Origin of the sequence: Sneathiella sp. P13V-1, assembly GCF_015143595.1 — a bacterium.
Classification (GTDB): domain Bacteria; phylum Pseudomonadota; class Alphaproteobacteria; order Sneathiellales; family Sneathiellaceae; genus Sneathiella.
Genome location: NZ_WYEU01000005.1, coordinates 33,932 through 48,929, shown reverse-complemented (window position 1 = coordinate 48,929; position 14,998 = coordinate 33,932). Strand labels below are relative to the sequence as shown.

Below are 14,998 nucleotides of genomic sequence, written 5' to 3'. Positions count from 1 at the left end.
AAGTCTTACCGAGGAAAATCGGCATCAAAAGCCTTTGTAAGAGTAAACTTTGCAAATAATTTGAACTATCTGACATCCGCTCAACATCATTAACCATTTTTTTAGTTTCCAACCGTAGGGTTTACCCAAGAACCCGCTGAACCACATGGGTTTGGCAAACTATTTTTTATAACGTTACTTAAGCAAGAGGGTATATCCATGGCTGTCGATATGAACATGCCGATCCTGATCATCGATGACTATAAAACGATGCTTCGCATTATTCGTAACCTGCTGAAGCAGTTGGGTTTTGACAATGTGGACGAAGCGACGGACGGTTCTGCGGCCCTTGCGAAAATGCGCACAAAACAATACGGGCTTATTATCTCCGACTGGAACATGGAACCTATGACAGGTTATCAGCTCCTTCAGGAAGTCCGAAGCGATGAAGCCCTGAAAGCGACACCCTTCATTATGATCACAGCCGAATCAAAGACTGACAACGTGATCGCAGCCAAGAAAGCCGGTGTAAACAACTACATCGTCAAGCCTTTCAATGCTGCTACTTTGAAAACCAAAATGTCAGCGGTTCTGGGCGACTTCTAATGACCTCCAAATCTGAAGTCGAAGCTCTCCAGCACGAGATTGATAGTCTCCACAAGGATTGTCGCGATCTCGTGCAGTTCATTGTGAACGCGAGGGCTGAGATTTCACAGATTAAGCCTGCGGACATCAAGCAAGACAAACTTCCCCGTGCGGGAAAAGAGTTGGATGCTATCGTTCAAGCGACCGAATCTGCAACCAATCAGATCATGGAAGCGACTGAGCGCATAATGGACGCACGCGTTACCGAGGCAGATGTCGTGAACGACGCCTGTATGGAAATCTTCGAAGCCTGCTCTTTTCAGGACATCACAGGTCAACGCATCAGTAAGGTTGTCTCAACGCTTGAATATATCGAATCCTATCTGGATAAGCTGTCCTCTGCGTGGGGACATGATGATAAGGGCGAAGCACCTTCTGAAGATGATCGCACAGGCGAAGCTGCGCTTCTGAACGGCCCAGCGCTGGAAGGCGAAGGTGTTGATCAGAACTATGTCGACAGCATGTTTGATGAGGCGCCTATAGCCGAAGCTGCAGATGATGAAGTAGAAGCACCTTCTGAAAAGAAAGAAGCTAAAAAAGATCTAGAGCCTGGGGAGACAATTGACCAGGACGATATCGACGCGCTCTTTAACTAAAGCGCGTCGTTTTCATTTCCTACCAGATCATATGCCCGACAACATAAGTTGGCGCGAAACCATAATCTTCGGTAATCTCTTGGACTTGGGCATCAGACGGATGATCTCCCGGGTTTAGTTCCCACTCTTCCGCATGGATACCGCCGCTTACCAGCACGTTATCGATCCCCATACCAGATGCACCTTTGATATCAGTGCGCATGCTATCCCCGACAGCCAGAATTTTAGATGGATCTGAAACGCCAAGTTTCTCCATTGACATCTTGTAGGCCCAAGGGTAGGGCTTTCCAAACAGCTCAACAGTACCGCCGAGTTCCTCTTCATAAAGCTTGGCAAGAGCACCGGCGCAATACTGAATGTTATCCCCCTTCATAACCGTAAGATCGGGGTTCGCACATAACATAGGTAATTTGTAAGAGGCGGCTTCTGTTAGCAGGTCACGATAATCTTCCGGGGTTTCAACTTCATCTTTCGCGAGCCCTGTACAGATCAGGAAATCAGCCGCAGCCAAATCTTTCGTCTTGATATAATCCAGACCGTCATCCAACCCTTTATCTTTTTCCGCACCGAACTGATAAAATTTCAGTCCCTTACCTTCCAGAAAAGGAAAGCGTTTCTCAGATAAGACCAAGCGCGTCATGTCGCCGGAAGTCAGGATTTGGTCGTATGCATCCTCTGGCACACCAATCCCTTTAAGGAACTCACGCACAAAACCGTTTGTACGCGGAGCGTTTGACAGAAGCAAAAGAGGTTTACCGCTTTCACGCAACTTCGCCATACATTCCAACGCACCAGGATAAGGCCGCACACCATTGTGGACAACCCCCCACAAATCCAGAATATAAGCATCATAGTTTTCTGCGAAGGACGAAAGCCCTGGAACAATCTTGAAAGACATTCTGTCTCCAACCTCATAAATTCATCATCAGCGCCCTCTGATAACGATAAAGTCACCAAGGCGTCAATTTAAGAATAGTGAAAGTTAAAAGAACCGTTCGAGATACGTTGGGTCAACCTGCCTGCGGAGGCTTAGGAGCACCGAACAAGTAGCCCTGACCAAAAGCAACATCTGCGTCCAGAAGACTAATAACCGTATCTTCGTCTTCCACTTGACTCGCTATCAGCTCAATCTCAGCACGTGACAACGCCTCATGTAGATCATCAGGGTGAATGTCCATTGGCAAAGTATGGGCACCCGGCATCAAGTCAGCTGCAGATACTTTCAGATATTTAAAATTGCTGTCAGACAGTTCTTTAAAGTTCATATCAAGGCGGATAACCTGATCCATAGAGAAAGTGTATCCCATCTCCGCCAGCATCCCGAGACCTTCTTTCAATTGCTGAGACGCCCCATCGATATCTTCCTGAGCAAATTCTAGGATCAAATGACTTTTCAAATCGCTATTGCGATCCAGAAATTCTACGAACTGATGGAAAAAGGCCGAATCCCGCATTGTGCGGGCAGAGACATTCACAAAGAATCCGACGTCATTTGTTTTCTGGCGAATGCGCCGGATCAACTGCACACAACGAATAAGCAGAAGATTATCAATGGTTCCGACCAGTCCTGCTTCTTCAGCGATAGCCAGATATTGTTTGGGGGTGATCACATCCCCCTCCGGACCACGAATACGGGAAAAGGCTTCGTAATATTTTGTTCGGCGCTGGGGCAGCCGCACGATCGGCTGAAGATAGAGATCCACCCTGTTTTCCTGAAGCCCTGAACGCACAATTTCAAGAATTTCCGAACGACGCTGTTCATCCATTTCTTCAATGCCAGGCCCCTGGTTGGCAACCAATGTGGGCCGTGCCGCTGTGGACTTTACTTCATTTTCAGGGGATTTACCCAGCTTGCCGCCTTTCATTTCGCTGGACAGTTGTCGCATCAACTTGCGGAGCATCTTCATCTCATCCGCAAAACCGTCCATATTCTCATCTTCACCAGCAAAGGAGGAGATGGCGACGTCCAGCTTCTCAAGCCCCATTTCAGCAGCAGAAAGATCTCTTCTCAGGTTTTTCAGCTCTTTGTCGATCTGGATACGCTCAACCCGGCGCATAATAAACTCATGAGCCAGAGCGCAAAATAAAAATAAGGCACCCCCCACCCAATAACCTGTTGTTGGCTCAATTTCGGGAACATATGAAGGAAGTTGCCTCCCGACGACCACAGCTGTCATCAAATAGGCTGCAATTATCACCAGATGATAAAGCACTCGTATACTCCCTTGCCGGTTTTCCCTGTGTCATTAACTATCGCAAGAAGCAGACTGAACAATCAAGAAAAACTATCGGGCATTGGAGTGGAAGTTCTGCAACTATGGCTTTGCGCCCACGAACCTTTTAGATTTGCACCAAACAATTTCCCAAAGTAACCTTACCCCACAATAAATAATAACTTCAGGGGGGCGCCTTTTATGGGACAGCTGGACAACAAAATCGCAATTATCACCGGCGGCACAAGTGGCATTGGCCTTAGATCTGTAGAAATCTTCATTGAAGAAGGTGCAACTGTCGTTTTTGCAGGACGGCGTGAAGAGGAAGGCAATGCCATCGCTGACCGCTTGGGCGAAAAAGCTGTTTTCATCAAAACAGATGTCAGCGTGGAAGCAGACGTTAAAAATATGGTGGACCAGACATTTGAAAGGTTTGGCCGCATCGATGCACTGTTTAACAACGCTGGAGGCCCTGCGCCTGTTGGCAGTATTGAAGGCGTTGACTATGAAAATGCGATGAAAGCCATGGAGGTCTTGTTTGGCGGTGTCCTTCTTGGCATCAAACACGTGGCCCCCATCATGAAAAAACAACAGGCAGGCAGTATTATCAATAACGCCAGTATTGCAGGTCATTTGGCAGGATATTCCACATCCATGATCTACAGTGCTGCCAAATCAGCGGTTCTCCAGCTCACTAGAAGTGCGGCTATGGAACTTGGCGAATCCAATGTCCGGGTAAATTCAATATCGCCGGGCGCGACAGCCACCGGTATTTTTGGAAAAGCCCTTGGGCTCAAGGGTCAGGCGGCGGATGACAGTGCGGTCCTGGCTGCAAAAGTCCTAGGCGGTGCACAGCCCATTCCGCGAGCAGGATTGCCGGAAGATATCGCGCGCGCCGCAGTCTTTTTCGCATCAGATCACTCCAGTTTTGTGAACGCAGCGGATCTGGTCGTTGATGGCGGCATGATCGGTGGTCGCCATTGGACACCGCATCAGGAATCCGTAAAAGCACTTGGCGCAGCCTTTAAATCAGGCCTTTGAGGCACAAAAAAAGGAGCGGGTAACCGCTCCTTTTTAAAATCTCCTGCAGTCCAAATTTACTGCATATCTTCCAATCGTCCCATGGCCAGGAATTTGCGGCGACGTTCCTCACGTAGCTCACCCGGCTCTTTGGCATCCAGCGCTTCAAGTTCTTTTTCAAGGACGTCCGCCATCGAATTGATAGCACCCGGCACATCACGCTGGGCTCCACCAAGTGGCTCCTCAATGATGACATCAATAATGCCGAGGGATTTCAGGTCCTGAGCGGTTAGCTTCATGGCAGTTGCTGCATCCTGCGCTTTTTCACGGGTTTTCCAAAGGATCGCCGCGCAGCCTTCTGGAGAAATCACAGAGTAGATCGCATTTTCAAACATCAAGACACGGTTCGCTGTTGCAAGCGCAACAGCGCCACCAGAGCCACCTTCGCCAACAATACAAGCGATCACAGGCACCCGCACATCCATGCTGACCTGAATGGAGCGGGCAATGGCTTCAGCTTGGCCGCGCTCTTCCGCACCGATACCCGGATAAGCACCAGACGTATCCACAAATGTCAGGATTGGAATACCAAATTGATCCGCCATGCTCATCAGGCGCTGTGCTTTACGATATCCTTCAGGACGGGCCATGCCGAAATTGTGCTTCAGGCGGCTTTCCAGATCGTGACCTTTTTCAGTACCAATCACCATGACGGACCGACCACGGAAACGGCCCAGGCCACCAATAATAGCCTGATCTTCAGCAAAACCGCGATCACCTGCAAGTGGAGTAAAGTCTTCGATCAATTGATCGATGATCTGGCTCAGCTTTGGGCGATCCACATGGCGGGCCACTTGGGTTTTTTGCCACGGCGTGAGTTTTGAATAAGTTGATTTAAGAAGTTGTGACGCTTTTTGACGAAGTTTCGCCACATCCTCATTGATTTCGAGATCACTACCACTATCAAGACCTTCCAGGTCCCGAATACGGCCTTCCAGATCTGCAATCGGTTTCTCAAAATCGAGGAAATTATCCATGTTCAAACTTTCTCCAGCTACACGTTCGTGGGCAATGAGTAATAAATAGGCGGAACCGCCACGTCAACAAGCGGTTCCGCCAAATTTCTTTAAATTTGAACTAAGGCAAATTAAAGGCTGTTAGCCTTTTGTACGGGCGGAGATGATATCTGCCTGATTTACAAGCGCTTCTGCCTGCTTGATGGACGCGATATCAATCAACTTACCATCAAGCGCAACGGCACCAGCGCCTTCTGCCTGTGCTTTTTCCATTGCTTCCAGAATACGGCGGCCTTTTGCCACTTCTTCTTCAGCTGGTGTGAAGATGCTGTTTGCCAGATCAATCTGACTTGGGTGGATGGCCCATTTACCCTCACAACCAAGGATCGCCGCACGGTTACCGTGCGCTGTAAACCCATCTGGATCAGAGAAATCACCAAAAGGACCGTCAATGGCACGCAAACCATTTGCACGGGCAGCAACAACCATACGTGCAATGGCATAGTGCCACATGTCACCCCAGTGATAATCACGGCTTCCATCTTCTGCAGGATCTGTCAGGACGCCGTAAAGTGGGTTCGGGCCACCGATGGATGTTGTGCGGGCTTTCGTTGATGCAGCATAGTCAGCTACACCAAAGTGAAGGCTTTCGTTACGCTTACTTGCTGCAGCGATTTCATGAACGTTCTGCATGCCAAGAGCTGTTTCGATAATCATTTCGAAACCAATGCGCTTTTTACGACCAATTGCTGTTTCGATTTGTGTGACCAGCATATCAACGGCATAGATATCGGAAGCTGTTCCCACTTTCGGGATCATGATGAGGTCAAGACGCTCACCCGCTTTTTCAACAATATCGACAACATCGCGATACATGTAATGTGTATCCAGGCCGTTGATACGGACAGACATTACCTTATCGCCCCAATCGATATCGTTCAGCGCTTCGATGATGTTTTTACGGGCTTGTTCCTTATCACTTGGCGCAACAGCGTCTTCAAGGTCCAGGAAAATAGCATCTGCGTCTGATTTTGCCGCTTTTTCGAAGAATTTCGGGCTGGAACCTGGCACAGCCAGTTCGCAACGGTTCAAACGGGTTGGGCAGAGTTCAGGGGTTGTAAAACTCATTTCTAAAGCCTCGCTTTTGTAATTTTATGACGTTTTATTCGTGTTTTGTGCAGGGAAATTGCTGCAACCGCGTGAAAGAGTCAAGATTTCACCGTCATTTTTCGCAAATTATTTCGCACCTGCGAGAGGGTGATGCTGGTTTACCAACCCAACAAGTCTCTCTTTTAACACATGGGTGTAAATCTGTGTTGTGGAGATATCAGCATGCCCCAACATCTTTTGAAGTGACCGCAAATCAGCACCATGAGCCAACAAGTGACTGGCAAAGGCATGCCTTAAAACATGCGGTGAAACGCGTTTTTGCTCTAGTCCAACTTCAATTGCCAAGTCTTTTAGAATCTGACCAAACCTCTGTCGGGTCAAATGACCACTTTTTCCGCGAGAGGGAAATAACCAACTAGAATACTCCTCCCCCATAAAGCTGTCTCTCACTTCCAAGTATGTGTTTAGAGCTTTTTTCGCACTGTCATTTACCGGAATCAGACGCTCTTTATTTCCCTTACCCCGCACGATAATAAAATCATCTTCCTCTCCAAAGGTTGGAAAAGGCAGGGTGACAAGTTCGCTGACACGTAAACCTGTTGCATAAAGAATGTGTAGAAGCGCGGTACGGCGTTTATCTTCGGCACTTTCACCCTCCGCGCCATTTAGAAGCAGATCCACCTCTTCTTCTGACAGATATTTTGGAAGACGGCGTCCCGATTGCGGGCTTTCCAAGTTCATCGCCGGGTTGTCGGCACGAATATTTTCATTCAGCAGAAACATATAGAACTGCTTTATCGCGCTAATTCGGCGCGCCTGTGTAGCGGTGCTAAATCCCTCTCGCGCCAAATTCTGCACATATTTGGAAAGGTCGCTCTCTTCAGCGTCTTGCGCACTGGTCCGAGTACCAGACAAATACTCATCAAAACTCTCCAGATCCCGGCGGTAAGCGGCAATTGTGTTTTCTGCAGCCCCACGCTCCAGCGCTAACATCTCGAGAAAGCTCTCAAGATAGCCGACCATCAGATACCTCTTGCGATAAAGGCTTCCAGCGCGATCCCACGCGCATCATTTTCAAGTCCTACCGCTTTCAAACCAGCTGTGACCGCTCTTAAGGAGGTAAGAGAAATCTCATCCAACGATGTTCCGTTCAACAGCATGGTGGCCAGGGCAACCGTTTCCCCCTTGCGCTTGTTAGACGCGGCAATCACCACAGCATTTTCAAGACTATGGTTGCTTTTCACCGCGTTAAGCGGCTGCTCCAAACGGATGAGCTGCATCCAGTCACGCTCACCAACACCTACTCCCAACACTTCCAATTGCGATACAAGTAAAGACGCCGCGGCTGCCAGATCGGACCGGTCTTCGGATGCCTTTATCCAATCTTCAAGACTATTTTCTGTCCATTTGGCAATTCCCTGCTCAGGCGAAAGGAGCATGTACATATCTATCCGGGCAACCAGATCTCGGGCCTCAAGCCTATTCTCCGGTGCTCCTTGGAATACTGCGCGGCGGGCGCGGCGTTCCCAAATTTTTGCAAGATCTGAACGCCCAGATAACAAAGCCACCTTCACAGCTTGAAGATTAAAATCAGCCCCGAAATCTCCGGCTGGCAGCCTTTCAAATTCAGGCATTGCCAATACACCCAACATTCGAAGATCATTCACAGAAGCAGCGCCATTCCACAGTGCAAGCAATGCAGCTGCTTTCTCTTCCGCTGCCGCTGCATTCTTGACCGCAGCAAGCAATGAATAATATTGGCTGTATTTCTGAAGATCGGTAGCTGTGTATTCAGGCTGCTCTAAAGGCAGGCTCTCCACTAATTGCGATGTCGAAGCCGCACCCGCTACAAACAGCTCAGACACCAATGGAAACAGATCCGCCTTTTGGTCTTTATACGCCCCATAAGCAGCTTTCAGATTAGCCGTTCCGCTCAAGTCCTGACTAAGCACTTCTACTGTTGATGCTCCCAGCGTATATAAAACTGTTGTTAGAGGGGACCAGGAAATGGGATCTTCAGGAAGGTCGAGTTTTGCCCCATGCGCACGACCGTAGAGGGCCGCGAACAAGGGATCGACATCACCTAGCTCTTCCATCAGGGCATATTTAACATCCGCACGATCAAAATCTTCAGCTTTAAGAAGGCAAAAAATCTCAAACCGGGTTCTCTGGCCTAGGTTTTTTTGAAGGCCATTACTTTCCTGCGCCTCGAACTCTTTGCAGGCTAAATCCGTCTGTCCTGCCGCCAGCATGGCCTGCAACTTTATCAAAGTGCGGCTATCATTCTTCGCGTCAGATGGGAGCCGACGATCAAACTCCATCACATCGCTTGTCCATCCCGCCTCCAACATCTTCTGCATACGCAGGTCAAGAATGGTATCATTTTGGTCGGCTGTGGCACCGATTAAAGCCCCACCTGTCATGAGAAATCTTTTATACAGACTATTTAAGGCAGGTGAAGCTGTTGGCTGCGTTAAATTCTGATAGAGAATTTGAACCAGTGCCGGATCAGATCCTTGCCACATGTCAGAACCAAGCGCACCGGCCCCGTCCCGAAGCAGACTAATGGAAACCGGATGGACAGCGCCCAACTGATTAATTTCAATTGTGGGCGCATTGGCAGGTTTCGTCTCGAACTCCGCTTTGGGCGCTTCTAATTGATTTTCAGGCTCTTGGGGCAGAGGTTTATCCAGTTGTCCCCCCACAAAGGATGGCACAAGACTTCGCGGCTTCTCCTGAGCAGATGCTGCGCTTAAAGCAACGGCTGAGACAAGCAGTCCTGCAAGGGCCGCTTTACCGAACACTTTATTTCGGGAATTGATCATTTGGAATTACCCGCTCTACTGGCACGGTTGGTGCGGGAATGTCCCACGCAGACAGAAACACACCACCACCTACAATAATTGCAGTGATGAGAAACAGTAGGAACAGTGAGACTTTAGACATTTCCCTGTATTACCCCCGGGGTGATCACACATTTTCAGGATACAGACTGCTATATCCTTGCTATTTGTGTTGCTATGCTGTGATTATGGCATAAATTTGGCTTACAGAAGTAACACGCCTTTAGGAAATACATCAACTGCCCAACTGCTAAAAATGCTGATCCGGGTAATTATTGTGAATTGTGGTAACTACTAAATGAATAAAAATGGTGCCCGCCCTTCTAACGCGGGATCAAATAACGACCAAAAAACCATCGTACTTGTGGGATTAATGGGAGCGGGAAAAAGTTCCGTGGGGCGTAGGTTGGCAAGTGCCTTGAACCTTCCTTTCAAAGATGCGGATGCTGAAATAGAAACTGCATCCAATCTTACTGTCAGCGAATTTTTTGAACGCCACGGTGAAGAGAAATTTCGCGATGGTGAAAGAAAGGTTATTTCCAGGCTTCTGGACGGGAGCCGTCATGTTCTTGCAACCGGTGGCGGTGCCTATATGAATGACAAAACGCGCGCACTCATTAAAAGCAAAGCCGTTAGTGTCTGGCTAAAAGCTGATTTGGATACACTTGTGAACCGCTGCATGAAACGCAACACACGCCCACTACTTCGCACTGGTGATCCGCGAGAAATACTGTCCAATTTAATGGACCAAAGATATCCAATTTATTCTGAGGCAGATATTGTTGTTGAAAGCGGCGAAGGCCCTCACGAAATAGTTGTGAACAGTATCATTTCTGCATTGCGGGAATATAAACCGGGTACGGGAAATGCCAGCTAATACTACAGATGAAGACCAGATCGTTCGAGTCCCACTTGGGTGTCGCGCTTACGACATCCGTATTGGCGGAAATCTGTTGTCACGTGCAGGAGAGTTTATTACACCGGTTTTGAGACGCAAACGTGTTGCGATCATTACCGATGATGTCGTGGGACCATTGCACCTTAAAACTCTTGAAGACAGTCTAAATGCAACCGGTGTCGAACATAGCAGCATTACCCTTCCCGCCGGGGAGGCTACTAAATCCATGTCCCAATATGGGGAATTAATGGACACATTGCTGGAGAAGCAGGTCGGCCGGGATGAGGCGTTAATTGCCCTTGGCGGCGGCGTGATTGGAGACCTTACAGGATTTGCTGCGTCAACATTGCGGCGGGGTATTGATTTTATTCAGATCCCCACAACACTTCTGTCTCAGGTAGACAGCTCCGTTGGCGGCAAAACCGGCATCAACAGCCCATATGGCAAAAATCTGATCGGCGCGTTTTATCAGCCCAAACTGGTTCTCGCTGACGTGGATATGTTGAACACTCTGTCCAAGCGGGAACTGCTTGCTGGATATGCGGAAGTTGTGAAATACGGCCTGCTCGGTGATTTTGCATTTTTTGAATGGCTAGAAAAAAACGGCGCTGCCGTTATTCATGGGGAAACAGCCGCCCGCATTGAGGCCGTTAAAAGAAGCGTTCAAGCAAAAGCCGACATCGTCCAAAAGGACGAACGCGAAGGCGGTGTTCGCGCCCTTCTCAACCTTGGGCATACCTTCGGCCATGCACTAGAAGCAGAAACAGGTTATGGCGGTTCACTGGTTCACGGGGAGGGGGTCGCTATTGGCATGTTGATGGCGATGGATCTATCAGCAACCCTTGGGCATCTGAAACAGCAAGACATCCAGCGCGTTGAACAACATTATGATGCAACTGGACTTTTAAAAAACCTTCCTTCAATTCAAAATATAATCTGGAACAGTGAGAATTTGCTGAAACACATGTATCAGGATAAAAAGGTAGATCAGGGCAAGCTCACATTCATTCTAATGAAATCCATAGGCAATGCCTTTATTACACAAGAAGCAGACACCAGCTCTGTACTTGAAACTCTAGAGAAATTTGTTTGCAAAATTGAGGCGGAGGCATAACTCAAAGCGATGGAACTGAATATAGATACGGAACTTCTGGTTTCGATCGGGGCCATTATCCTTCTTTTGGCATTATCCGGTTTCTTTTCCGGCTCTGAAACGGCACTTACAGGTGCCTCCCGCGCCCGCTTGCATCAAATGGAGCAGGCAGGAGATAAAAAAGCGAAAATTGTCAACCGTTTACGGGCCAGGCACACAGAACTGATCAGTGCAATTCTTCTTGGGAATAATCTGGTCAATATTCTGGCATCTGCATTGGCAACCAGCCTGATGATTTCCTGGTTTGGCGAGATAGGTGTGGCTTACGCAACACTCGCAATGACGGCGCTGGTTCTGATTTTCGCCGAAGTCCTGCCAAAAACCTATGCCTTGCGTCGACCCATTCGTGTTGCAAGATTTGTGGCCCCGATTATGCGGCCTGTGACCTTCCTTTTGTCCCCATTTGTTATGGGGGTAAATATGATCGTTAACATGACACTCCGTTTGTTTGGTGTAACAATATCGACAGTGGACCCCGATGCCCTGTCAGATGCTGCACAAGATGAACTGCGTGGAGCCATTGATCTACATTCAGAAGATGCGGGCATCATCATGCATGAACGCCATATGTTGGGGACGATCCTGGATATGGATGAGGTCGATCTGTCCGAGATTATGATCCACCGGAAAAACGTGGAAACCGTAGATAGCAGCAAACCGGTTGCCGAAATTCTGGATCAGGTATTGTCCAGCCCTTATACACGCCTCCCCTTGTGGCGGGATGATCCGGAAAACATTATCGGCATTATCCATGCGAAGGATGTTTTACGCTCTTTGTTACCTTTGAAGGGCGATTACACCGGACTGTCCATCGAGGATGTTGCCTCCGAACCCTATTTTGTGCCCGAAACGACAACCCTTCGAAACCAGCTCAATGCCTTTTTGGAACGTCATGCTCACTTCGCCCTTGTTGTGGATGAATATGGTGCCCTTATGGGTCTGGTGACACTTGAAGATATTCTGGAAGAAATCGTTGGTGACATCTCTGACGAACATGACGAGGAAGTTTCCGGTGTTACCATCATTGACGATGAAACAATCGTAACCGAAGGAACGGTAACAATTCGTGACCTTAACCGAAAATGCGGTTGGTCGCTGCCAGATGAAGAAGCAGCCACTATTGCAGGTTTGGTGATTAACGAGGCAAAAGTCATTCCGGAAATAGGACAAGTCTTTACATTCTTTGGTTTTCGCTTTGAAGTCACCCAAAAAGAGCGTAATCAGATAACCGAATTGAAGGTAACCCATCTGGACTCTTAATTCGTGATATTGCTTAAAACCTGCTGAAGCCTGAACAATAAAATATGATTGAAATTCTGTTTAACGTAATCGCGCCTGTACTGATCTGCGCAGGTATCGGCTTCTATTGGGCAAAAAGCGGACGCTCTTTTCACATGGAAACTGTGACAGGGCTGGTCACCAATATCGGCGCCCCTACCCTCATTTTTTCGACGCTGATCAACCTGAAAATGGAACTGAGCAGCTTTCTGGAATTTGGGTTATTGGCGCTCTATTCCCTCATTGCTTTCTTGGTTATTGGCATCTCAATCTTAAAAGCCCTCCGCATGAATGTGAGGGACTATTTACCAGCATTGGCCTTTCCAAATACGGGGAACATGGGAGTTCCCCTTTGCCTGTTTGCGTTTGGTGAAGAAGGGCTTGCTTTTGCGCTCGCTTTTTTCACGGTATACGCGATCTTGCAGTTTACTTTAGGCGTTTACATCGCCTCGGGCAGCAGCTCCCTCTCCCAACTTGCGAAAACGCCTTTGCTTTACGCCGTTTTGGTGGCCATGACCATCAAGCTTACTGGAACAGTCACGCCGGAATGGATTAATGACACTACTAGTCTACTTGGCGGAATTACTATTCCAATGATGCTGATGGCGCTTGGCGTCAGCTTGGCAAACCTATCCGTTCAGCACTTGGGTAGGGCAACCGTGCTTTCCGTCATTAGATTACTGCTTGGGTTCGGTGTTGGACTGGGACTTGCCACCATATTTGGGTTGGAAGGTACTGCAAAAGGGGTGTTGATTATCGAATGCACTATGCCGGTCGCAGTGTTCAACTACCTGTTTGCCCTGCGTTATAATCGGGCAACAGGTGAAATCGCCGGCACAGTGCTTATTTCAACGCTGTTATCATTTCTAACACTGCCAATATTGCTGACTTACCTTCTCGTTTGATTTGAGTGTTGCGCCATTGTCGATGCAATATTTCAAGATGGCACATCTGATCCTTGAGGTCCGAGATCTCTCTTTCCGGCGCGGATCTTGCGCAGCAAAAGTACAGAACTGATGAATGGTCATCTTATTGATCGCACAGATCTTACGCATGGTATCCCATTCCAGTTTCTCCATACGGATACTAGTTCTACGTTTTTCACCAGTTACGGGATCAAAAATACTTACATTCCCGTTCATTAAAGAGTGTTCTTGTTGAGGCACGCCTGAATACTCCAAGTAATTATAAGTAAAAATACTCTCATAGGTTGAGTTTTTACTTAACGTAACTCGAAATAATTTAGTGAAATCAAATTTCGTCAGGCGTTTTCAATTCCAAAGCCAATGCGTGGATCTGGTTTTTCATTTCATCTTGAAGAACACGATAGACTGCCCGCTGCCTTGCAACACGGCCTTCACCATCAAATGTACGGGCGATCATTTTGACTCTGAAATGGCTCTCCCCGCCCTCCGGAGCACCTGCATGACCTGCATGTAATGCTGATTCATCCAAAACCTCTAAAAACTCAGGAGAAAATGTGTCCCTTAGTTTGGATTCAATGGTATCGCGTACTGACATTTGACATTCCTTTCAGCACATAAACTACCACGCTTCAGAACAATTATCCTCCCAAACTTAACGAGTATATTTTTAATTATTTTCTATTATTTATTTTATCTGTTGAATATTATGGTAAACAACTCTATTTATATTAGACGTTTTGTATGTATGCTTTCGCTCTTAAAAATAGTTAGTTTTAATTTCGCAAACTCTTTTTAATTGAATTACTTTTCACTGCCGGAGAGAAATAATGTCAGCCCCGACAAAACTAGACACAAAAGAGCTGGTGGCCAATTCGAATAATGACACCAATGAACATCAAATGGACGTCCGGCGTATTGATCAACATGTAGGTGCCCGCATTCGTGAGCGGCGCATTATGATGGGCTACACCCAGCAACAAATGGCAGCGATGATTGGTGTCACCTATCAGCAAGCCCATAAATATGAAAAGGGCATTAATCGGATTTCAGCAGGTCGACTTTACAGCATTGCGACAGCTCTCAACGTGCCTATTAATTACTTCTATGATGGGCTTGACGCCTCCACAAATGCGCACACCTCTTCGCGCCAAAGAATGTGTTTGGAGATGGCGCGAAACTTTTCGTCAATTGAAAATGAAAAGTTTCAGGATGCCCTAAGTCATCTTGCCCGGGCTCTGTCAGAAGTAAATACAAACCAGCAATAGGGCCTGCTCACACTTTTTTGCGTCTTTGCGCCTGTGCTTTGCTTGCTTCCAAGCCC

17 protein-coding genes are annotated in these 14,998 nt (G+C 47.7%); 8 read left to right on the top strand and 9 right to left on the bottom strand.

Annotated features, from left to right (window positions below; translation table 11 throughout):
• The first annotated feature begins 198 nt into the window (after positions 1-198).
• Both GUA87_RS16675 and GUA87_RS16670 read left to right on the top strand, forming a co-directional pair.
• On the top strand, positions 199-585 hold the full coding sequence (locus tag GUA87_RS16675) for a response regulator (protein WP_193717758.1): 387 nt from the start codon (positions 199-201) through the stop codon (positions 583-585).
• Complete coding sequence (locus tag GUA87_RS16670) at positions 585-1,220, top strand: protein phosphatase CheZ (RefSeq protein ID WP_193717757.1); 636 nt, start codon at positions 585-587, stop codon at positions 1,218-1,220. The genes GUA87_RS16675 and GUA87_RS16670 overlap by 1 nt, the downstream gene beginning before the upstream one ends.
• A 19-nt stretch (positions 1,221-1,239) precedes the next feature.
• On the opposite strand, the gene GUA87_RS16665 is transcribed toward GUA87_RS16670, so the two are convergent.
• Both GUA87_RS16665 and GUA87_RS18265 read right to left on the bottom strand, forming a co-directional pair.
• A complete protein-coding gene (locus GUA87_RS16665) occupies positions 1,240-2,118 on the bottom strand; it encodes a TIGR01459 family HAD-type hydrolase (protein WP_193717756.1) in 879 nt (292 codons plus the stop codon).
• A gap of 112 nt (positions 2,119-2,230) precedes the next feature.
• Positions 2,231-3,433 carry an EAL domain-containing protein gene (locus GUA87_RS18265; protein ID WP_193717755.1) on the bottom strand — a complete coding sequence of 401 codons (1,203 nt, stop codon included), beginning with the start codon at positions 3,431-3,433 and terminating at the stop codon, positions 2,231-2,233.
• 201 nt (positions 3,434-3,634) lie between these two features.
• On the opposite strand from GUA87_RS18265, the gene GUA87_RS16655 reads away from it, so the two are divergent.
• A complete protein-coding gene (locus GUA87_RS16655; protein WP_193717754.1) occupies positions 3,635-4,474 on the top strand; it encodes an SDR family NAD(P)-dependent oxidoreductase in 840 nt (279 codons plus the stop codon).
• Between the two features lie 56 nt (positions 4,475-4,530).
• Here GUA87_RS16655 and GUA87_RS16650 read toward each other — a convergent pair whose 3' ends face one another.
• From GUA87_RS16650 to GUA87_RS16630, 5 genes are all read right to left on the bottom strand, one after another.
• Positions 4,531-5,490, bottom strand: a complete 960-nt coding sequence (locus GUA87_RS16650; RefSeq protein WP_193717753.1) for an acetyl-CoA carboxylase carboxyltransferase subunit alpha — start codon at positions 5,488-5,490, stop codon at positions 4,531-4,533.
• A 120-nt stretch (positions 5,491-5,610) separates the two neighbouring features.
• A complete protein-coding gene (locus GUA87_RS16645) occupies positions 5,611-6,597 on the bottom strand; it encodes an HpcH/HpaI aldolase/citrate lyase family protein (protein WP_193717752.1) in 987 nt (328 codons plus the stop codon).
• A 108-nt stretch (positions 6,598-6,705) separates the two neighbouring features.
• On the bottom strand, positions 6,706-7,602 hold the full coding sequence (gene xerD, locus GUA87_RS16640) for a site-specific tyrosine recombinase XerD (protein WP_193717751.1): 897 nt from the start codon (positions 7,600-7,602) through the stop codon (positions 6,706-6,708).
• The gene (locus tag GUA87_RS16635) at positions 7,602-9,404 is read right to left on the bottom strand and encodes a hypothetical protein (RefSeq protein ID WP_193717750.1); all 1,803 of its coding nucleotides are present in this window, start codon (positions 9,402-9,404) and stop codon (positions 7,602-7,604) included. Before GUA87_RS16635 ends, xerD begins: the two co-directional genes overlap by 1 nt.
• Entirely contained in the window at positions 9,385-9,525 is a 141-nt protein-coding gene (locus GUA87_RS16630) for a hypothetical protein (RefSeq protein WP_193717749.1), read from the bottom strand. Before GUA87_RS16630 ends, GUA87_RS16635 begins: the two co-directional genes overlap by 20 nt.
• Positions 9,526-9,720: 195 nt before the next feature.
• On the opposite strand from GUA87_RS16630, the gene GUA87_RS16625 reads away from it, so the two are divergent.
• Genes GUA87_RS16625 through GUA87_RS16610 form a run of 4 tightly spaced genes read left to right on the top strand, consistent with a single transcriptional unit; the run spans position 9,721 to position 13,656 of the window.
• On the top strand, positions 9,721-10,299 hold the full coding sequence (locus GUA87_RS16625) for a shikimate kinase (RefSeq protein WP_193717748.1): 579 nt from the start codon (positions 9,721-9,723) through the stop codon (positions 10,297-10,299).
• Positions 10,289-11,434, top strand: a complete 1,146-nt coding sequence (aroB, locus tag GUA87_RS16620) for a 3-dehydroquinate synthase (RefSeq protein ID WP_193717747.1) — start codon at positions 10,289-10,291, stop codon at positions 11,432-11,434. The genes GUA87_RS16625 and aroB overlap by 11 nt, the downstream gene beginning before the upstream one ends.
• Positions 11,435-11,443: 9 nt before the next feature.
• Positions 11,444-12,733: an HlyC/CorC family transporter gene (locus GUA87_RS16615; protein ID WP_193717746.1), complete on the top strand. Its 1,290-nt coding sequence runs from the start codon at positions 11,444-11,446 to the stop codon at positions 12,731-12,733.
• Positions 12,734-12,777: 44 nt separating this feature from the next.
• Positions 12,778-13,656, top strand: a complete 879-nt coding sequence (locus GUA87_RS16610; RefSeq protein ID WP_193717745.1) for an AEC family transporter — start codon at positions 12,778-12,780, stop codon at positions 13,654-13,656.
• Here the strand turns inward: GUA87_RS16610 and GUA87_RS16605 are convergent.
• The gene (locus GUA87_RS16605) at positions 13,618-13,893 is read right to left on the bottom strand and encodes a ribbon-helix-helix domain-containing protein (protein WP_193717744.1); all 276 of its coding nucleotides are present in this window, start codon (positions 13,891-13,893) and stop codon (positions 13,618-13,620) included. The genes GUA87_RS16610 and GUA87_RS16605 overlap by 39 nt on opposite strands.
• A 109-nt stretch (positions 13,894-14,002) precedes the next feature.
• Entirely contained in the window at positions 14,003-14,272 is a 270-nt protein-coding gene (locus GUA87_RS16600) for a BolA family protein (RefSeq protein ID WP_193717743.1), read from the bottom strand.
• A gap of 304 nt (positions 14,273-14,576) precedes the next feature.
• On the opposite strand from GUA87_RS16600, the gene GUA87_RS16595 reads away from it, so the two are divergent.
• Positions 14,577-14,942, top strand: coding sequence for a helix-turn-helix domain-containing protein (locus GUA87_RS16595; RefSeq protein WP_193717859.1), 366 nt, complete (start codon positions 14,577-14,579; stop codon positions 14,940-14,942).
• Positions 14,943-14,998 lie beyond the last annotated feature (56 nt).